13 protein-coding genes and 1 riboswitch are annotated in these 19,923 nt (G+C 42.3%); of the genes, 1 reads left to right on the top strand and 12 read right to left on the bottom strand.

Going from position 1 to position 19,923, the window contains the following annotated elements; genetic code table 11:
* Positions 1-117: 117 nt before the first annotated feature.
* The 6 genes from metF to G4420_RS19250 form a co-directional block, all read right to left on the bottom strand.
* A complete protein-coding gene (metF, locus tag G4420_RS19275; RefSeq protein WP_163325577.1) occupies positions 118-1,071 on the bottom strand; it encodes a methylenetetrahydrofolate reductase [NAD(P)H] in 954 nt (317 codons plus the stop codon).
* A 111-nt stretch (positions 1,072-1,182) separates the two neighbouring features.
* Complete coding sequence (gene metH / locus G4420_RS19270) at positions 1,183-4,851, bottom strand: methionine synthase (protein WP_163325576.1); 3,669 nt, start codon at positions 4,849-4,851, stop codon at positions 1,183-1,185.
* 70 nt (positions 4,852-4,921) lie between these two features.
* A complete protein-coding gene (locus G4420_RS19265; RefSeq protein WP_204273756.1) occupies positions 4,922-5,365 on the bottom strand; it encodes an endonuclease domain-containing protein in 444 nt (147 codons plus the stop codon).
* Positions 5,366-5,395: 30 nt separating this feature from the next.
* The gene (locus G4420_RS19260) at positions 5,396-6,148 is read right to left on the bottom strand and encodes a UPF0280 family protein (protein ID WP_163325575.1); all 753 of its coding nucleotides are present in this window, start codon (positions 6,146-6,148) and stop codon (positions 5,396-5,398) included.
* A 36-nt stretch (positions 6,149-6,184) separates the two neighbouring features.
* Positions 6,185-6,595, bottom strand: coding sequence for an NIL domain-containing protein (locus tag G4420_RS19255; protein ID WP_163325574.1), 411 nt, complete (start codon positions 6,593-6,595; stop codon positions 6,185-6,187).
* Entirely contained in the window at positions 6,588-7,751 is a 1,164-nt protein-coding gene (locus G4420_RS19250) for a homocysteine biosynthesis protein (protein ID WP_163325573.1), read from the bottom strand. Before G4420_RS19250 ends, G4420_RS19255 begins: the two co-directional genes overlap by 8 nt.
* Before the next feature lie 205 nt (positions 7,752-7,956).
* A riboswitch (SAM riboswitch) is annotated at positions 7,957-8,067 on the bottom strand.
* Positions 8,068-8,191: 124 nt separating this feature from the next.
* On the opposite strand from G4420_RS19250, the gene G4420_RS19245 reads away from it, so the two are divergent.
* Positions 8,192-8,752, top strand: a complete 561-nt coding sequence (locus G4420_RS19245) for a c-type heme family protein (protein ID WP_163325572.1) — start codon at positions 8,192-8,194, stop codon at positions 8,750-8,752.
* Between the two features lie 98 nt (positions 8,753-8,850).
* On the opposite strand, the gene G4420_RS19240 is transcribed toward G4420_RS19245, so the two are convergent.
* From G4420_RS19240 to G4420_RS19215, 6 genes are all read right to left on the bottom strand, one after another.
* Positions 8,851-11,094 (bottom strand): glycoside hydrolase family 3 N-terminal domain-containing protein, encoded by a 2,244-nt coding sequence (locus G4420_RS19240; RefSeq protein WP_163325571.1) that lies wholly within the window; start codon positions 11,092-11,094, stop codon positions 8,851-8,853.
* A 17-nt stretch (positions 11,095-11,111) separates the two neighbouring features.
* Complete coding sequence (locus G4420_RS19235) at positions 11,112-12,443, bottom strand: family 16 glycosylhydrolase (RefSeq protein ID WP_204273755.1); 1,332 nt, start codon at positions 12,441-12,443, stop codon at positions 11,112-11,114.
* Positions 12,444-12,451: 8 nt separating this feature from the next.
* On the bottom strand, positions 12,452-13,708 hold the full coding sequence (locus tag G4420_RS19230) for a T9SS type A sorting domain-containing protein (RefSeq protein WP_163325570.1): 1,257 nt from the start codon (positions 13,706-13,708) through the stop codon (positions 12,452-12,454).
* 238 nt (positions 13,709-13,946) lie between these two features.
* On the bottom strand, positions 13,947-14,735 hold the full coding sequence (locus tag G4420_RS19225; RefSeq protein WP_163325569.1) for a hypothetical protein: 789 nt from the start codon (positions 14,733-14,735) through the stop codon (positions 13,947-13,949).
* Positions 14,736-14,762: 27 nt separating this feature from the next.
* Positions 14,763-16,478: a RagB/SusD family nutrient uptake outer membrane protein gene (locus G4420_RS19220; protein ID WP_163325568.1), complete on the bottom strand. Its 1,716-nt coding sequence runs from the start codon at positions 16,476-16,478 to the stop codon at positions 14,763-14,765.
* Positions 16,479-16,496: 18 nt separating this feature from the next.
* On the bottom strand, positions 16,497-19,727 hold the full coding sequence (locus tag G4420_RS19215) for a SusC/RagA family TonB-linked outer membrane protein (RefSeq protein WP_246241694.1): 3,231 nt from the start codon (positions 19,725-19,727) through the stop codon (positions 16,497-16,499).
* Positions 19,728-19,923: the final 196 nt, after the last annotated feature.

The raw sequence follows: 19,923 nt of genomic DNA, 5'->3' as shown, positions 1-19,923 counted from the left end.
GAAGGAAGCCGGAGGATGTTTTAGAAAGAATATAATTGAGCAATACATTTAAAAAAAGCAGGCTGGAAATTGATTTTTCCAGCCTGCTTTTTTTTTTTGATTTTGGTTAATTTCTGCTTAGAAAGCAGCTTTTACAATTTCACTAACATTATCAGAAATACCATACGTATAAATGTGTAACGATGGTACATTATGCGCAACCAAATCCTTCGATTGGAAAATGGCCCACTCTGTTCCTACACGGCGTGCGTCATCGTTATTTTTGCACTTTGTCAGCTCTTTTGACAACTCCTGAGGCAAGTCGATGCTAAAGATTTTTGGAAGCACAGTCAACTGATTTTTCAGGTTGATAGGCTTAATACCCGGAATAATCGGAACAGTAATTCCCATTGCACGGCATCTGTCCACAAAATCGTAATATACCTGGTTGTCGAAAAACATTTGGGTTACAATGTAATCGGCTCCTTCGTCAACTTTTTGTTTCAGGTAAGCCATGTCTTGCTCCATGTTTGGCGCTTCAAAATGCTTCTCCGGATAACCGGCAACGCCAATACAAAAATCAAGTGGTTTATTGTTTTTCAGGTCGGCATCCAGGTACTTCCCTTTTCCAAGATCTTTAATTTGTTTTACCAGTTCGTTGGCATTTGAGTGGCCATTCTCGGTGGGTTGAAACACATGCTGGTTTTTTAACCCGTCGCCGCGTAAGGCCAGAACGTTGTTAATTCCCAAAAAGTTAAGGTCGATAAGTACGTGTTCTGTTTCACTCTTTGTAAAACCGCCACATAAAATATGTGGAACCACCGGAATGCCGTATTTGTGCTGAATATCGGCAGCAATAGCAACTGTTCCCGGGCGTTTGCGTACTGTTTGTTTTACAATGCTTCCATCGGCGAGTTCTTTAAATTCAATCTCGTCGCGGTGGGTAGTAATGTTAATGTATTTCGGATCGAACTCGGTTAAGCTTTCAATCGTTTTATGCAGGCGCGAAACATCGTTGCCCTTTAATGGCGGCAACAGTTCAAAAGAAAAAACGGTTTTCTTTGCCTGATTTATGGTGTCTATAACTTTCATGCGATTTTAGTCTGTTTTGCTGATGCAAATTTAACAATTTCGTACCTGATCGTCTGAATAAACTTCAAATTGAAAAATAAATGACAGTTTTTTAAAATGAATCGGACTCTGTTATTTATAATTCAGGTTTGTTGGCAAAAACTTCTCAACAAATTCTACCGATACATTTTTACGTTTCGCATAATCCTCAACCTGGTCTTTCCCCACTTTTTCGAGACTGAAATAGCGCGATTCAGGATGCACGAAGTACTGTCCAGAAACCGATGCATTCGGATACATTGCAAAATGCTCGGTAAGCGAAATGCCAATCTCCTCAGCATCTAACAGTTGAAACAGATTCTCTTTTTCAGCGTGTTCCGGACAAGCCGGGTAACCCAAAGCCGGACGAATTCCCTGGTATTTTATTTTCAGGATTTCGTCGAGCGACAGTTTTTCGTCGGGTGCATAACCCCAGTAATTTTTACGAATTTCGAGGTGAAGCAGTTCTGCAAAAGCTTCACTTAAACGGTCGGCCAGAGCTTCTACCATGATGGCTTTATAATCGTTGTGCTCTTCGCGGAATTGTTTCGTCCATTTTTCGATTCCAATTCCGGCAGTAGTGGCAAAACCTCCGCAATAATCCACTTTCCCCAACTCTTTTGGAGCGACAAAGTCTGACAAACAGAAATTAGCCACACCCTCTTTTTTCTTTTCCTGCTGGCGAAGATGATAGAAACGTCCGATCTCTTTCTCGCACGATTCATCTTCGTATAGAACAACGTCGTCGCCATCCGATTGTGCCGGCCAGATTCCAAAAGCAGCATTGGCCTGCAGCATCTTTTTCTCTATAATTTCATCCAGGAATTCATTTCCTTCTTTGAAAAGCTTTTTAGCCTCTTCGCCCTGTTTTTCATCGGCCAGAATTTGCGGGTAATGTCCTTTTAATCCCCAGGTGATAAAAAAGAATGTCCAGTCGATGTAATTCCGCAGTTCTTCCAGCGGGAAGTCGATCAAGTGTTTTACCCCGGTAAAATTCGGTTTATAAATTGGAGTATTGTTCCAATCGATCGGGAATTTATTCTCGCGTGCTTTTTCAAGGCTTAAGTATTCTTTTGTTTTTCGTTTTCCCTGGAATTCGCGAATCTGAGCGTACTCAGCATCCAGATTCTGAAGGAATTTTTCGTTTCCGGAAATCAGGTGGGAAACCACATTAACGGCCAGTGATGCATCTTTTACGTGAACAACCGGTGCCGAATATTCAGGAGCAATTTTAACGGCAGTGTGTATTTTTGACGTGGTTGCACCGCCGATCATCACCGGGATATTCATCTTGCGGCGTTCCATTTCTTTGGCAATCTCCACCATTATTTCCAGCGACGGAGTGATTAATCCGCTCAGCCCGATTACATCAACTTCGTTTTTAATGGCTTCCTCAAGGATTTTCTCGGTTGGAACCATAACGCCCAAATCTATGATTTCGTAGTTATTACAGGCCAGTACCACACCAACTATATTTTTACCAATGTCGTGAACATCGCCTTTAACGGTGGCCATCAGCACCTTTTTCTGCGACGTGCTGTTTTTGAATTTTGCTTTATCGGCTTCAATAAACGGCAGCAAATAAGCTACAGCTTTTTTCATTACCCTTGCCGATTTTATCACCTGAGGCAGGAACATTTTTCCTGAGCCAAATAACTCACCAACGATGTTCATACCGTCCATTAACGGACCTTCGATAATATCCAATGCAGGCGAGTATTTCTGAACGGCTTCGGCCATATCTTCGTCAACAAATTCGGGCAATCCTTTTACCAGCGAGTGAGCAATCCGTTTCTCAAGCGGCAGTTCGCGCCATTCGTCTTTTCTTTCTTCTTTTTTCGAAGTCGACTTCAGGCTTTCGGCAAATTCAAGCAATCTTTCCGTTGCATCCGGCCTACGATTTAATACAAGGTCTTCAATTCTTTCAAGGAAGTCTTTTGGGATTTCATCGTAAATCTGCAACATTCCCGGGTTTACAATTCCCATGTCGAGACCGGCTTTTATCGCGTGAAACAGGAACACAGAGTGCATCGCTTCGCGTACCACATTGTTTCCGCGGAAAGCAAACGAAACATTACTTACACCGGCACTAACTTTTGCCAGCGGCAGATTCTCTTTTATCCATTTCACCGATTCGATGAACGATACGGCATAATTATTATGCTCTTCAATTCCGGTACCGATCGTCAGCACGTTCGGATCGAAAATTATATCCTGGGCAGGCAGTCCAACTTTTTCGGTAAGAATTTTATAAGCACGGCTGCAAATTTCTTTGCGGCGTTCGGTGTTGTCGGCCTGGCCTTTTTCATCAAATGCCATAACGATAACTGCTGCACCGTAGCGTTTAATTTTTTTTGCCTGCTCGATAAAAACTTCATCGCCTTCCTTTAAACTGATGGAGTTTACAATAGCTTTTCCTTGCAAACATTTTAACCCTGCTTCAATCACATGCCACTTCGACGAGTCGATCATAATCGGAAGCCTGGCAATGTCGGGTTCTGCCATAATCAGGTTCAGGAAAGTCACCATTTCTTTTTCGGCGTCCAACATGGCATCGTCCATGTTTACGTCGATCACCTGTGCCCCATTTTCTACCTGGTGACGTGCGATTGTAAGCGCTTCCTCATATTTTTCTTCACTGATCAGTCGTGCAAATTTACGCGATCCGGCAACGTTACAACGTTCTCCAATATTCAGGAAGTTGGTGTTTTCGGTGATGGTAACCGGCTCCAGTCCACTCAGCTTTGTATAAGTGGTCGCTTCGGCCCGATGGTGCGGATTTGCTTTGGCAGCCATATCGGCAAATGCCTTAATGTGAGCAGGTGTTGTACCACAGCAACCACCAATAATATTTACATAGTTATTATCGAGATACTGTTTGATGTGGCCGGCCATAATTTCCGGTGTTTCGTCGTACTCGCCAAACTGGTTTGGTAATCCTGCGTTTGGGTGTGCACTAATATGAAATGGTGCTTTCCCGGCCAGTTCTTTAATGTACGGCTGAAGATCGGTAGCTCCCAACGAGCAGTTTAGTCCTATACTTAACAAATCAACGTGCGAAACCGAGTTCAGGAAAGCTTCCAGCGTTTGACCGGAAAGTGTACGGCCACTGGCATCGGTAATGGTTCCAGAAACCATTAGAGGAATATTTATACCTCTTTCGTCAAGAACTTCTTCAATGGCAAAAATGGCTGCTTTGCTGTTTAGCGTATCAAAAATTGTTTCGATCAGTAACAGATCAACGCCGCCATCAAGTAATGCTTCCACCTGTTCGCGATACGCTTGTTTCAACTCGTCGAATGAGATGGCGCGATAACCGGGATCATTTACATCAGGCGAAAGTGATAATGTTTTGTTTGTAGGACCAACTGATCCGGCAACGTAACGTGGTTTATCCGGATTGGCCAAGGTGAATTTATCGGTCAGTTCTTTGGCAATCTCAGCCGAAGCCTTATTCATTTTATAGACATACTCTTCAGTATAGTAATCGGCCTGCGAAATGCTGGTTGCATTAAATGTGTTGGTGCAGATTATATCGGCACCGGCTTCCAGATAAGCCTCATGGATTTCCGAAATAACATCAGGGCGAGTCAGCGACAGCATGTCGTTGTTCCCTTTCATATCACTGGGGTGATCTTTCAACAATTCGCCCCTGTAATCGGCCTCTTCCAATTTATATTCCTGAATCAGAGATCCCATTGCTCCATCCAATACCAATACTCTCTTTTTGAGTTCTTCCCGTATGTCTCTTTTTATCTTCATTTTTCTCTCTTTCAATTTCTTTGTAGCCGTTGTTTTGTCTGATCTCCCCTTGAGGGGATTAAGGGGTGATTTACACTTTTATGTCCTCAATGTAAAGTTCCAAAGATATCTTCACATTATGAATATTTTTTAGAATTTCCTCATTATGAAACCGTATAATATTATATCCCATTGCTTGTAAATCCTCTTCTCTCTTTTTATCCTTACTTTTCTGAAACCGATGAATTGTTCCGTCCAGTTCTATAATCATTTTCAACTCTTTACAGAAAAAATCTACAATATAATTTCCTATTGGTCTTTGCCTTAAAAACGCATATCCTTTTAGTTGTTTTTGTTTTAAAACTTCGTCCCATAAAATGACTTCTGCCAGTGTTGAATTACTTCTAAGTTTTCTGGCATGTTCTTTTAGATTTTTATTGTAATTATTATTTGAAAAATCTTCGGACATGGTTTTAAAATTAATATGTTCATCCCCCTGGCCCCCTTCAAAGGGGGAATTGAATAAGTAGGTCAAGCATCTTATTTAATTTATCGTTTGTTTCATCTACTTCAATATTCGAATTTCGTTGTCTCCTTTGATCCCGATTTTATCTTCGCAAATAATGAGCAACGATTGTATTTCTTTATAATTTTCTGCCTGTTTAATCACTTTCTCAACGTGGTCAGGTGTTTTAACCTTATTTCCCAGGGCCGTTGCCAGCGCATCTGCCATAAGAATATCTTCACAAACCACCACAACGGCATCCGCTTTTCCATAACTTAACGAGGGACCAACTGTTCCGGCCGAAGTACAAATACCAAAGGTACTACTCCCTGCTGGAATTACCAGCCCGATACGCTCGGATAGAATGGATTCGCCTGCAAAAACAGATAAAATCAATTCTTCCTGTAAAAGCAAATAAATGTCGCCACCGTTTTCAACTAACAGCTCCTTCACCGAAAAGTTTTTACAAATTTCATCTCCAACTTCGCGGGCAAACAAACCTGCCACTGCCGACATCGGACCAATTCCCGCTTTTTCGGCAGCCAGCGCCATTTCTTTTGCTTCTTCAGGAGCAAAGTCTGACGGCTGAAAAGGTTTCAGGCTTTTCCTGAAAAACGGTTCCTTTTCGATATAATCATCGAAAGTTTGACGCAACGATTTCGCTTTTGCCAAAGCCACTTCCTGCATCTCTTCTTTGTAAGAGGCCGGATCGACACCGATCCAAAGATCAGTTTCAAGGTATTTTACTTCAAAACCTGTAAAACGGTCGGTGTTAAACTGGCTGCGGTATGTACGTTCTTCAAAAATATTCATCGTTTAAAAATCGTGATTTTGCGAAAATGCGTCTTTCTATCTAAAATCAATTTCGAACAGGTTTAGCGGGCAAGCCGGAATACAAAGTTCGCAAACTACACATTTGCTTTTGTCGAATTCCAGTTTCCACGACTGCTTGTCCATGTTTAATGCACCGGCAAAACATACGGCGGTACAGTTTCCGCAGTCGATACATTTTTCTTCTTTCCAGCGAATACGTTTGTCGAGCGATTCGCAGGTGATTTTGTGGCTTTTAATGTACTCAACGCCTTTTTCAATGTTTTCTTTTTTGCCTTGCAGCTCAAGTAAAAGACTGCCGCGTTTCCCGGGGTATACCTCTGCTTTCAGAATATTTATCCGGATATCGTATTCCTTCACCAAGTGGTAAGTAAACGCTTTGTCGCCGCTTTGCGGAGGGAAATTCAGTATGTATCTTTTTTTAATCATTGTCAACCTCCATTTCTTTTAGTCCGTTTAGCGATGTATTTGACGGGAACATGTGTACGGGTTTGGTTACTTCGAACTCTCCGTTTTGCAACCATTTCTTCAGTTCATCAGCAATTTTGCGTGCTTTTTTTAAGCTGGCAACCGGCGCGGTTCTTATCTTTTTACCTTTCACTTTTATGGTTCCCGACTGCAATTCCTCGTAGGTAACCTGCCCGAGTTTGGGCGTTCCAACCGTCCCGTAATCAAGAACCGAAGTTTCAATCTGGCTGTTGTTAATCGATACGCGTTTGGCAATGTCTGTGTTTAAAACCGGTATCGGAATACCAATTCCCACAAACATGCTCACCCCGTATTTCTCGTATGATGCAGCCTGAATGTATTCGGCCGACATTTCTTTCAGATTGCCCATTACCGCAATGGTAGCGCCATTGGTAACCGGAACTCCCAGCTCGTTTTTTGGTTTCGTGGTATGAAACTGTGTTCCCGGCCAAACCACAAAACCCTGTGTTCCTCCTAAAAATATGCGTGTTCCCAGCCCGATGGTTTTAAACTCCGGATCGTTCAGAAGTGGACTTAATTCGCCTGAAGTAGAGTAGGTGGCATTGCGCAAATTCGGAAGCAAACTGCCCATGTAGGTATATTTTATGGTGGAAGTGGTATTTACCGCCACATTGTAGTTCTGATAAGCATTCCGCGGGTTGAACAAGGTAAACTCATTAATCGTGTTAATGTTGATTTTGGTTTTTATATGTTTCCGCGGATAACAATCGGTGCCTTTTGCCCAGGCCTCCAAAACCACATCTTTTCCTTCCAGCAGATCCTGAATAACGTGTGCACCCCCGTACTCCGGATTGTCAGGGTTACAGGCAGTGGCGCCAATGTATGAATCAACCGCAGCCAGACCTTCGTAGCATGGAACGCCGTTCAGCCGTATTTTTTCCATCCGGATTGGCGGATTCGCGTGACCGAAATTTATAATCGCCCCCGATGAGCACATAGCGCCAAAGGTTGCAGTGGTTACTACATCAACTTTCTCAACTATTTCCTCCGGCGTTAACTCTTTCGCCATTTGTGCAACTTCTTCGGCGGTTAAAACAACTGCTTTTCCGGCCTTCAGTTTTTGGTTAATCTCTTCGTAAGTTTTTGTTGTCGACATATTTTAAAAAGTCGGAAGTTGGAAGCCAGGATACCGAAGCATGAATCTTCGAAACCGGCAACTGTCTTCATTTAAAAGTTTGTATTGATATTCTTTACTCAGCTAATTTTATGCGGTTAAAACCGCTGACGCATACACATATTTGCCCCGTGCAGATAGCTTGTAAAAAATAATTTGTAGTGCAGTTTCTTCATCGATTGTGTTTTAATTATAATTCCGTTTCCGGCCGGGTATTGGCACCTTTTTGTCCGCCGGTTGCCGAACAAGGTTGCCAGAGTTTCACAGAGCCCGATCTCTCCACTCTTCTGTATAAGCAAACACCCTTTGAAAGAATATTTGATGCCGCAAAGATAGTTGATTTTGTGATTTAACAAATAAAGCAGAACTTGCAGTTTACGAATTAAAGATATTTTGAACCATTTATTTAAGAAATGTGAGCTATGACAAACAAAATCTTACCAATTCTGCTGCTATTTTTTTGCTTCTCCTGTTCTCCGAAACTGGATACGGAGACCTATAAAAAGTATCAAAACAGCGGACAGGAAATTACTGCCAATGTACAAGCTGTGCTTTTGACTAATGTGGGAAAAGCCATTCAAACCGGCGGGCCGGAATACGCAGTTGAATTCTGTAACCTTGAAGCAAGCTCAATTGTAGATAGTTTAAACCGTGTATTTGGTTGCGACATTTCAAGAGTTTCGGCCAAAAACCGTAATCCACAAAATGCGCTTAATACTGAGCAGGAAAAACAGATGTGGAAACTTTTTGCCAACAATCAACTGGCCGACACGGTATTGCAAAATGGCAGTGATTTGGTTTATTACAAGCAGATAACAACAGCGATGCCGGCCTGTTTAAAATGTCATGGAAACCCTGAAACAGATATCAACGAGGCAACCAAAACAAAGCTGAATGAATTGTACCCGAATGATTTGGCAACGGGTTATACCTTGAATGAGTTCCGTGGACTTTGGAAAGTTGAGTTTAAGGTGGCTTTGTAAACTGAAAAAAAAGAAAACAGGCATTTCGCAAATGGAAATGCCTGCTAGCAGTGTTAGTTAGCAAAGGATGTTTTTCACCCTTTGTTGTTAATAGTTAGTTACTCCTTTAACTTAAAGGCTCCCTTTAATCCTTCGTCAGAATTCGGTCCGATCCAAACTTCAAAATCGCCCGGTTCGATTACAAAATCATCGCCGTTAAAAAATTGCAAATCTTCAGCTTTAAGCTCGAAGCTTACGTTTTTAACGTCGCCCGGTTTTAAGTTAATCTTTTCAAAACCTTTTAGTTCTTTAATGGGGCGAGTAATACTGCCCACCTTGTCGTGCACATAAAGCTGTACAATCTCTTCCGTTTCGAAGTTGCCAATGTTTTTAATATCGGCCGAAACGGTAATCGATCCGTCTGTTGCCATTTCGTTTGACGATAGTTTAAGATTTTCGTATTTAAACTCGGTGTAACTCAAACCATATCCAAAGGGCAGGAGAGGTGTAATACCGTAATCGATGTGCATGGATTTAAATCCAAGCGAAAGTTGTTTCGAATTTCTCGGAATATCATCGATGTACGTAACATCATCTTCGGTAGCCGGGCGACCGGTGTTTTTGCGGTAGTAATAAAACGGAATTTGCCCGGCACCTTTTACAAAAGTTACAGGTAATTTCCCTGAAGGCGAATAGTCGCCAAAAATCAGGTCGGCTACTGCGGGGCCGGCCATCGTTCCCGGATGCCAGGCATAAAGTACGGCATCGGCCATATCCATTTCTGCACCAATTCCCAGCGGTCTTCCGGCCATTACTACCAAAATAAGCGGTTTGCCTGTCTTTCTCAATTCGGTAATCAGTTCCGATTGAACTCCCGGAAGATCAATAATACCACGTGCATTTGCTTCGCCCGAAAGGATAGACTCTTCGCCGGCAAAGAATAAAATGGCATCAGAACGTTTAGCGGCCGCAATAGCTTCGGCAAATCCTTTTGTCGATTTATCGCGGCTGTATTCCAACCCGGAAACATAGTTCATCTTTGAGCCAAGGATCTCGCCAAAAGCTTGTTTTGGTGTTGTTGAGTCTTCGCCTTGCCCGTCGAAAATCCAGGTTCCCAGCTGATCGCGTGCAGCATCGGCAAGCGGGCCAATTACGGCCAGCGAATGAATATTTTTTGAGATAGGCAGAGTGTTATTGTCATTTTTCAGCAAAATCATACTTTTTCGTGCTGCTTCGCGCGATACCGCCAAATGGCTTGGTGCCAGAATGGTGTCGGTTGAAACGTGATTGTCGTAAGGTTTGTCAAACAATCCCAACTTAAACTTTACACGCAAAATATTGCCCACATAAGTGTCGATCATATCTTCTGTAATCGCGCCCTCTTCAATCAATGTCTTTAAATTATCAGTGTAACAGGTTGTTGCCATTTCCATATCAACACCGGCTTTGGCGGCAATTTCGGCGGCTTGTTTTTTATCGGCAGCAAAACCGTGGTTAATCATTTCTTCAATCGATCCCCAGTCGCTAACCACCATTCCTTTGTAGTTCCACTCGTTGCGCAAAATTTGTTTTAGCGTGAATTCATTTCCGGAGGTTGGCACTCCGTTTAAGTCGTTAAATGCCGACATAAAAGTTAAAGCTCCCGCATCAACTGCCGCTTTAAACGGGCGTAGGTGAACGTTTCTAAGCAGCGGTTCAGCAATATAAGTGGTATTGTAATCGCGGCCGGCTTCCGACATTCCGTAACCAACAAAGTGTTTGGCACAGGCTGCAACTGCTGTTGGATCGCCCAGGTCGCCCTGAAATCCTTTTACCATGGCAGCTGCAAACTCTGATGTTAGCAGCGGGTCTTCTCCACAACTTTCTGCAATTCGTCCCCAGCGCGGATCCCAGGTAACATCCATCATCGGTGCAAACGTCCAGTTAATTCCCATCGATGAGGCTTCGATTGCCGAAATACGCATAGCCTTTTCAGCCAGTTCTGGCTCCCACGATGAGGCCATGCCCAGCGGAATAGGGAAAATCGTGCGATAGCCGTGAATTACATCGCGCCCAAAAAGCAAAGGAATTCCGTGTTTACTTTTTTCCAAAGCAATGCGTTGATACTCTGCAACCCGATCGGCACCTGTCGTATTTAGAAACGATCCAACTTTGCCATCTCTGATGGCTTGTTTTGTGGCTTCTTCGTCACCAAAAAAACCGTCGTTAACCTGCTGCATCTGGCCTATCTTTTCATCAAGTGTCATCTCGCTCAGCAGGCTGCTGATCTTTTGTTCTACCGGATCAGGGTTCTCGGTGAATGTTGCTGTACAACCTGTTACCAGCCAGGTTCCAATAATTAATATTAAAGCTCTAATCTTCATTATAGTTAGTATTTGTTCTACATTTCCTGATATACACGAACGTAATCCACTTCCATCGATTGAGGGAAAATGGCATTATCAATTCCCTGGGCTCCTCCCCAGTTACCACCAACTGCCACATTCAGGATAAAAAAATGTGGTTTGTTAAACGGCCAGTTGTCGTTGTTTTTGCTTGAGGGCGCATAACGGTGTGTAATATTTTCGGGAGAATCGGTATAAAATACCAGTTCTTTTTCGGTCCAGAACAGGCCGTAAACATGAAATTCTTCTTCAGCAGTTTCAAGAGTTTTACTACTGCCGTCGCCGTTTCCGCCATATCCCGCCGAAGTGTGCACCGTTGCATGAACAGTATTGGGTTGGTAACCCACATATTCCATAATATCAATTTCGCCACATGCGGGCCAGCCTGCTGTACCGATATTGGCGCCCAGCATCCAGATTGCCGGCCAGATTCCTGTTCCCGACGGCAGTTTAGCACGGATTTCCATTCGGCCGTAGGTAAATTCTTTTTTACCACTGCTTATCATTCGCGATGAGGTGTACGATCCGGCAACTTTAGCTTCGTTTAGTTTTTTTGCCTTTATGGTAAGAATGCCATCCTTAACCACAGCATTGTCTCCGGCCGTATAATTTTGCAGCTCGTTGTTTCCCCAGCCACCCGAGCCGGTTTCGAAGGTCCAGTTGTCGGTAATTACAGCGTTCCCATCAAAATTATCCTCCCAAACCAGCTCCAGTTTCGAGAAATATTCTGAATCGTTGGCAGCAATGGTGATATTTTCTGTTGAAGAAAAAGTATCTCCGTTTTTGGTAATAATTAACTCAATAGTGTACGTTCCTGCATAGGGAAAATAGGCCACAGCATTCGTTTCGTTTTCAATGGTTTTATCTCTGAATTTCCATTGAAAAGAGTCGAAATCGCCAACCGAAGTGTTTTTCAGATTGATATTGTTCGGATTGGTTGCATCTGCTTCGGCGGTAAAACTAATAGCAAAATCGGTGTTGGTAATATTTATTGATTTTGAGGCTGACTTTTGTTCGCTATCGAGACCAATTACCAGAAGGTTTACATTGTAATCTCCTGCTTCAGGATAATAAACATCGTACGACTGAGATTTTGTCGTTGTTGATTCCGTGCGGCCGTTACCAAAATTCCAGTTCATTCTCAGGTAGTCTCCTTCCGATTCGTTGGTAAACCGAACGTTGTTATCATCAATAAATGAATACGAAAAATCGGCTGTGAAACCGGCATCTGCTCCCTCTTCGCTGCATCCCTTTAAAGGAGCAATAAGAATAAGAAGTGCCAATAAACAGGGCCAGTTTCGTTTTTGTTTGTTAAATGTTTTACGCATATTGTTTTTTATTGAATTACTATTTTTTCAGAGGCAGATCGGTTTCCAATGTCGATCATTACCATGTACAGTCCTTTTTGAAAGCCGCTGGTATTAATTTCTGCGGAATTACTGAAAGTTTTTTGCAGTATAGTATTTCCAGCTATATCGATCAGTTTTACTTCGAAAGTGCCTGGGTTTTTAACCGTAAAATTCTCTTTTGCCGGGTTGGGGTAGATTTTAAGTTTCCTTGCTGTATTTTGTTCTATGCCCACATTAATATCGAGTTTGTAAACCCTTATCCAGTCGATAAAAACGGAGCAGGGAAATTCGGCATCGTCATTTACCGGGCCTCCATACGAATAGTCTCTTCCGTTAACGCCGGCACTTAAAATTGGGTACATTTTGTGTTCGAAAGGGTGCCATTCGCTAAAGTGATTGGAATATTCAGAAATACCAACTCGTTTTCCATCGCGTAGTGAAACCACAGTTTGATCTTCACCATTTACCTGGAAAGCACCACCATCGTTTAAGTAATGGATGTGGTATACCTTGTTGTCGATAAAGAACTCTATCCGGTCGGAATACCAATCAATCCCGTACTCGTGAAATCCATAGCTTCCGGCATTCGAATCGTTTTCATCCGGCGGATAATTCCCATAACCGGGTTCGGCAGGATTTGGGACCTGTTGTGTTTTGTAGCTGTAATAAAATCCCTTGTGTCCATGGTTCCAGTCGGCCCATTCGTTGTTTTGCCAAAACCAGGCGTAGTGTACGCTGCCGAGATTATGGAAGGGAATAGATCCAACATATTCCATAATATCGATTTCGCCACCTTGCGGCCACATCAAACTGTTCCAGCCCTCAGGGATTTCGTCGGGCATCATCCAAAAAGCAAAGCCTTGTCCCATTTGTTTTACGTCGCGCGGAAATATTCTGGCCACAATACGGTGTCCTGGTCCCCACGATTTTTTACCGGCTGTGTTTAATCGGCCACTGGTATAATTTCTGTCGATGTAAAATTCTTTTCGTGTTGTAATTACCAGGCAGCCATCTTCGGCTCCCGGCACGTTGTTGCTAAAACTGATATTTTCTTCGCGGTTGGTAGCGCGGTCCAGCTGGCCGGTTCCAAAATCACCGTTAACGCCCGTTCCTGTTTCTATGTTCCAGTTCTCAAGTTTGAGCTGGCCGGTATTAAAATTGTCTTCCCACAGTAAATCGCCAACCTGCCCGAAAATATTTAGAGCCGAGAGGAGAGTACATAATATGGAAAGAAGAAGTTTCATCAGTTCTATAAGTAGTTAGGTATTAAGTTCTTTTCCTTTATGAGGAAGAAGATATTATGATAAGATATATGGCCCTTAACACTAAACTAAAGGCAATCGGCCGTACTGAGTTTTATTGAAATAATACTCTTAAAATAGAAAGTTGATAAAAATGGGGAGAGTTTCTCTCCCCATTTATCTAACTAAACTATCAAACTGAATTGGCTCAACAGCCAAATTTTTAAATTTCTGATTGTTATTATTCTGCAGGAACCAACACCCAGGTCCAACCGGTGCCTCCACCGTTTGTTGGTGTAAAAAGAACCATCTTGTCTTCGCTAAGCTCAACAATATTATAAACACCGTTGGGATTCACTCGATCTGCATCGTAACCCAATATTGAAGCTCCGTTAAAATGGAGCTGTTGGTTTTCTGTATCCAACACAAAGGAAGCGTTGGTTACATTTCCGTTGCCATCGTCATAAATATAATTTGCTGCCCCATCAAGGTTAAAAGTCATGCTGCCGTTTGCATCACCCGGAGGGCAACAGGTACCACCGGCATTCCACCATACTCCCCAAGGGTTACCCGGGTCGGACATAAACCACCACAAGCCATTATCGCCGCCGGTACCATCAAATACCCAGGTTTTACCTGCAGATGTATTGTCACTCACAAGGTCGTACCAATCCTGCTCAAGTGGAGTGTCAAGTACATCAACTGTTACGTCGATTGTTTTCTCGAAAAACTCAGCACCTAAAGTTCCCACGAAAGTAAAAGTTGAAGTTCCCGGAATAGGATAAACAATTTCAACTCTATTGGTTAGCGCTACACCTAAGTTGTAATTCCAGTAACCCGTAACGCCCGGCGTATTCATACTTAATTCGATCGTATTTCCATTCGCTGAGTTCTGAGTAGCAACTAACTCAACGCCTTCAACAGTTGTACTGTTTTCAAGGAATTGTTCGTCTACAATAGCATCGCACGACACAATCATCAGCGCCAGCAATGCAACAAAAATACCTTGTATTATATTATTTCGTTTCATATCTCTTTCTATTAAAATTAAAACCTGTTACCATCCAGGGTTTTGTTCATAAACTCCATTTGCTAACCTCACTTCCGTTTCCGGAATTGGAACTAATCCTTTGGTTTCCGGTCTGTAGGTAACTGAGTAATTCGCGTCGCTTCCTGAGTTTCTAACAGGTATTGTTTCGTTAAAAGCAGTATTAACGTCTCCCCAGCGAACAAGGTCGAACCAACGTAAAGCTTCAAAAGCCAATTCGTGCATTCTTTCTTCTTTTAGTGCATCAAGAGAATAAGAAACCGGATCTAATCCTGCTCTGGCTCTTACCTCGTTCATTCCATCGGCAGTTCCGGTAACTTCAGAGTGCATGAGTAATACATCGGCAAAACGCATGAAAATAAAGTCTTGTGCGTGCATCAGCTGCATATCTGTATTTCCCCAGTTGTACAACTGAACAAACATTCCCACATTGGCCTGGTCATCAGTATCCCAGTATTGAATGGCAGTATATTTCTTGTTGAAAAATCCTGTTTCATGATCACCTTTATCTCCCACATAGTCGCCGGTACCCTGGTCGGCCTGGCCAACCTGAAGGATTGAACCCAGTTTTCTTGGGTCGTTATCATCCCATCCGGTAAACAATCTTGGATTAACAGTACACCATCCCCAGCCCTGACCAAAAGGTACCAAAGAATTATCCCGAATACTTGTGAATAATGATAGTCTGTTGGTATAGATATTTCCATTTGACCATCCCCAGTCTCCGAAAGAGAATCGTTGAACGAACATGGATTCTTTATTTCCACGACCAAAAGTAGGTGTGTGACCATCCTGGCCTACCCACGATAGTCCGTTTTCGTGTGCCCATGGCAATACAGTTGTATCATTAGCTGCAATGTTTACGTAAGAGTAAGGCCACAGATTTCTGAAATCATCAACCAGTCCGTAACCGCTATTATCAATACAGTCTTCTAAATAGCTTTCAACAGCAGAGGCTGATACTGATCCGCCTTCAACCAAGGGAAGTTCGGTTGTAGCTTGCCCTTCAATATTGGTCATGTAACCAGTGTAAAACAAATATACTCTTGCCATGTAAGCTTGTGCTACCCATTTGTTTGCATGTCCGTAATCCGCTTCCGGGATACTAGCAAACGGAACCGATGGCATAGTTTCGATTGCGAGTTTCAGGTCTGATGCAATTTGCGCAAAAGTCTCGGTATAAGTGGATCTTGCAACGTCACGTGGTGCATCGAATGTAACGATTAAAGGTACACCACCAAAGAATTTCGCTAAGCGGAAATAGTAGAACGCACGCATAAACAATGCTTCTCCAATTGCCTGATCTTTATAATTCTGAGCTTCTTCCGGACTACTGAAATATGGCGAAAAGTCAGCTGCTGCTGTTTTTTCGATAATTGCGCTTGCCCTTGAAATACCATTGTAACATTGTACCCACATATCTCTGTAAGTATCTTCTGCCGGGTCTTCAAAATTATCAACCCATTTTGCCGATTTATCATCAGCACCACCGCCGCCAAGCATTAAATCAGACATCAAACTTGCAGCAACAGATTCGTTACTGTGTACATTAGGCGTATAGATTGCATTATAAACCCCTGCCATTGCCTCCTTTATATCCTGAGGAGTGCTGTAAAAGGTTTCTAAACTTTTTCCGTATAGATTATCGGTATCCAGATAATCCTGACTACAACTCGTTGCAAGAACAAGACCTGCAATGAATGTTATATAAAATAGTTTTTTCATCATTTTCAATTTTTAGAATTAAAAGGCAACATTTACTCCAAACATAACTGTTCTTGGTAGTGGGTATAATCCAAGATCAATTCCGGATGCCCAACCGGCATCGTGTCCGAAACGAACTTCAGGATCCATTCCATCATAGCTTGTGAAAGTGTGCAGGTTGTTTACTGCAGCGTATACTTTAAGCGTTGAAACAGCCTCAAAACTTGAGAGTAATTTGCTAAAATCGTATCCAAATGTCAGGTTGTTGATTCTCACATAATCTGCATCATGCATATAAATGTCAGAAACGTATTGCTGATTCCGGTTTGATACAGAAGATAGTCGTGGCATTTTGTTAGAAGTACCTTCGCCGTGCCAGCGTTCAAAAACAGATGAGGTGTAGTTTTGTGTTGGACTATCAGCAAATGAACGGTACGATTGCATTACCTGCATTCCAAATTTTCCGGCTAAAGTGGTATTAACGTAAAATCCTTTATAAGCAAGGTTTAACTGCAATCCCATTTCCAAATCAGGATTAGGATTTCCCAGATAGCCTTTATCGTTTTCGTCGATTATACCGTCCATGTTTTTATCTACAAAACGTACATCTCCAGGGCGTTGATCATTAAAATAAGGTGATCCGTCTGGTCCAACATATGCTTCAACTTCATCCTGATTCTGCAGAATACCATCTGTTTCGTATCCGTAGAAATAACCAATTGGGAATCCCTCTTCAACTCTTGAAACCTCTGCTGTACCTTGTGATATTACATGAGAAGGTCCGTGAATAATACCATCGGTATTGGCAATTCTTGTTACTTCGTTTTTGTTATGAGCACCGCTTAAAACAACACTATATCTAAAATCGCTGATATTGTCGCTCCAGTTTATAACCATTTCAAAACCTTTGTTTTCAATATCTCCTCCATTGATAAAAGGAGCACCGGCGCCTGAGGTACCCAAAATAGGAGCTACAACCAACCAGTCTTTTGTGGTTTTCTTGTACCAGTCTAAGGCAATACCAAGTCTTGAATCCAATAATCTGGCATCAAGTCCGATGTTCAACTGCTCCGAGGTTTCCCAGGTTACATCCGGGTTTGGAACTTTTGACGGATAGGCTGTTGTTCCCGATACCGGTTTTGTATCTCCAAAGAAATAACCAGGGAAAGCATAAGTTATTTGTGACGAGTAAATAAAGTTGTCGATTGATTGGTTACCGTTTTGTCCCCAGCTTAAACGCACTTTCGCGAAATCAAGAAAGTCTGAAGTACTTTCCATAAAATCTTCGCTGGTAAGTACCCAACCTGCTGATACTGAAGGGAAATATCCCCAACGGTTTCCTTTGGCAAAGTTAGAAGAACCATCAGCACGCATGGTAACAGATAGCAGGTACTTCTCTTTGTAGTTGTATTGCGCTCTTGCCATGTACGACATTAAACCGCCGCCACCGGCAGCCCAATCAGCTCCCCATGTATTAATTTCGCTGATTGAAGACGGACTTTCGGTATTATTAATATAGGCGTAGCGAGGATCTCCGGGGAATAATAAATTATTTCTTGAACCTCCTACTTCCATATTTATATCGTTCTGAAGTAACTCATAACCAACTAACCCTGTTATATCGTGGTCTCCTAACTTACGATCGTATGAAAGTGTGGTTGTCCATGTCCAGTTACTTCCCAGGTTTTGGTTTTGAGAAGCTCCGTCAGTGGCATCAGTATAAAGCGTTCCTAATCGGTAAGTCGGGTTCATCGATCTGCCCCAACCAAACCATGCATCAAGTCCGTATGAAGATCTTAATTTTAAGTCTTTAATAGGTTCAACTATTGCATAAACGTTTCCAACAACGCGGTTTCCTTTGCCATAGTTGTAATTTGTAGCATAGTACATCGAGGCAATAGGGTTGGTTGCCTGGTTTATGTCATCCATGGTTGGCGTAAAACCAAATTCGTTGATGTTATTATCAATAGCCGGTTGCCAGTAAGCAGGCATTAACGGGTGCTGAACCAAAGCGTTGTGCAAGTCATTCCAGTAAATGTTACCGGTTCTGGCACTTCTGTTTTCAGTATTGGTATAAGTGATATTTTCACCAACAGTAATAATATTGTGATTCTTATTCTTTTTCAATACCATTTCTGTATTTAATCGCGCTGTCAACCTTTTGTATCCGGCATCTGTAATTTCACTTCCGATAATACTTTTTTGGTCGAAATACGAAACCCCTGCAGAGTAGGTAATATCTTTACTTCCTCCGGTAATGTTCAAAGCATGACTTTGCATCGGAACATTACTGCTGGTAATTTCATCTATCCAGTTGGTACCTTCCCAACCGTTCTGAAGTGCGTTCCACACATCATTACCTAACTGGTCGGCTAATGCATCGCCATAGTTGCTTCTAAGCCAGTTGTTCCCTGAAATCTCCTTTTGCCAATCTATTGGAGCCTTGCCATCGTTCATGTAGCCTTCGTCCATAATGTACATGTACTCCTGAGCAGTTAACGGATCCAGATTTTTGTAAATATTCTGAACACCATAATAAGCGTCGTAAGTAATTTTTGCTGGTCGGTCTTCGCTACCTTTTACAGTGGTTACCAGCACAACTCCGTTTGCAGCTCTCGAACCATAAATGGCTGCAGATGCCGCATCTTTTAATACATCAATTGAAGCAATGTCCGAAGGACTCAGGTAGTCAATGTCGCCAACTGCAACACCGTCAACAATGTATAAAGGGTTTGAATTACCGATGGTTCCTAAACCACGAATTGTTACTCGGGTTCCAGCGCCTGGCGCACCATTGTTACGTGTAATACTAATACCGGCAGCAACACCTTGCAAAGCTTCCATTGCTGAGCCTGTATTAAGCTCCGCAATATCTTCACCTTTAACATTTATGTTTGCACCGGTGGTTAAAGCTTTCTTCTGAACACCATAACCAACAACTACTACTTCGTCAACGTTAAACAAATCAGGTTCGAGTTGCACGTTGATTTCAGTTCTTCCCTCCACACCGATAACTTGTGGTTTCATTCCGATGTAGGAATACACAAGCATAGCATCTGATGGTACAGTTAATGTATAATTCCCATCAAAGTCGGTAACTGTTCCGTTTGTGGTTCCTTCAACTGTAATCGATACCCCCGGTAAGGGTTGATTATCGTCAGAAGAGGTTACCGCACCCTTAAGAACAACTTCCTGGGCAAATGCCCCCAAGACGAAAAATGTACCCACAAATAACAGGAGCATTTTTCTCATTACTAGTTTTTCTCTCATAGATCTAATTTTGATAATAGTATTAATGGATAATAATTGCGCACCACGCAAAGTGTGTAAAGTCGATCATATTCTTTTACTTACGTGAAAGGCTGTATGAGGGACTTTAAAGAATAGATTTTTAGATTCATAATTAGTTATATTAATTTTAGTCTTATTGTTCTTTATACAAATACAAGAGTAGTTAATTTTAAAG

The sequence above is a fragment of the Draconibacterium mangrovi genome (genome assembly GCF_010586825.1).
GTDB lineage: Bacteria > Bacteroidota > Bacteroidia > Bacteroidales > Prolixibacteraceae > Draconibacterium > Draconibacterium mangrovi.
The sequence above is the reverse complement of the archived record's forward strand: the minus strand, read 5'-3'. Positions and strand labels throughout refer to the sequence as shown.

Coding starts and splice junctions, on each gene's coding strand:
- metF (WP_163325577.1), bottom strand. CDS start 1,071: ATGAAAGTTATAGACACCATAAATCAGGCAAAGAAAACCGTTTTTTCT.
- metH (WP_163325576.1), bottom strand. CDS start 4,851: ATGAAGATAAAAAGAGACATACGGGAAGAACTCAAAAAGAGAGTATTG.
- G4420_RS19260 (WP_163325575.1), bottom strand. CDS start 6,148: ATGAATATTTTTGAAGAACGTACATACCGCAGCCAGTTTAACACCGAC.
- G4420_RS19255 (WP_163325574.1), bottom strand. CDS start 6,595: ATGATTAAAAAAAGATACATACTGAATTTCCCTCCGCAAAGCGGCGAC.
- G4420_RS19250 (WP_163325573.1), bottom strand. CDS start 7,751: ATGTCGACAACAAAAACTTACGAAGAGATTAACCAAAAACTGAAGGCC.
- G4420_RS19245 (WP_163325572.1), top strand. CDS start 8,192: ATGACAAACAAAATCTTACCAATTCTGCTGCTATTTTTTTGCTTCTCC.
- G4420_RS19240 (WP_163325571.1), bottom strand. CDS start 11,094: ATGAAGATTAGAGCTTTAATATTAATTATTGGAACCTGGCTGGTAACA.
- G4420_RS19235 (WP_204273755.1), bottom strand. CDS start 12,443: ATGCGTAAAACATTTAACAAACAAAAACGAAACTGGCCCTGTTTATTG.
- G4420_RS19230 (WP_163325570.1), bottom strand. CDS start 13,708: ATGAAACTTCTTCTTTCCATATTATGTACTCTCCTCTCGGCTCTAAAT.
- G4420_RS19225 (WP_163325569.1), bottom strand. CDS start 14,735: ATGAAACGAAATAATATAATACAAGGTATTTTTGTTGCATTGCTGGCG.
- G4420_RS19220 (WP_163325568.1), bottom strand. CDS start 16,478: ATGAAAAAACTATTTTATATAACATTCATTGCAGGTCTTGTTCTTGCA.
- G4420_RS19215 (WP_246241694.1), bottom strand. CDS start 19,727: ATGAGAGAAAAACTAGTAATGAGAAAAATGCTCCTGTTATTTGTGGGT.